We start from the raw sequence: 269 nt of genomic DNA, 5'->3' as shown, positions 1-269 counted from the left end.
GCCGTGGTTTGATTGCATGATGTTTTCTCCCGACGGTACGGACAAGGGGCATTGTCGAAGGGAGCCGTTCGCCAGCGCCTCGGCGGGTTCGCCATCGTCCCGGCAGGAGGAGGACGTCTCCGACCATGTTCGCCGTCGGTGCATGCGCCGCGGCTTCGACCGGCCGGTCCGGCAGGGAAAATGAAGGAGGCGGAATGTTTGCCAGCCAGCGCATAGGCTCCGTCCGACGGGGCGTGCTTGTCGCCTTTGCCGCGCTTTTCGCCATGGCC

General features: G+C 65.4%; 1 protein-coding gene. It reads left to right on the top strand.

Annotation, left to right across the window (positions count from 1 at the left end):
* Window positions 1–184 (top strand): hypothetical protein (locus NLU14_RS21910; protein WP_275710594.1); only part of this gene is annotated, 184 nt, incomplete at its 5' end.
* Window positions 185–269 lie beyond the last annotated feature (85 nt).

Origin of the sequence: Marinobacter iranensis, assembly GCF_029207565.1 — a bacterium.
In the GTDB taxonomy this organism is placed as follows: domain Bacteria; phylum Pseudomonadota; class Gammaproteobacteria; order Pseudomonadales; family Oleiphilaceae; genus Marinobacter; species Marinobacter iranensis.
The sequence above is the reverse complement of the archived record's forward strand: the minus strand, read 5'-3'. Positions and strand labels throughout refer to the sequence as shown.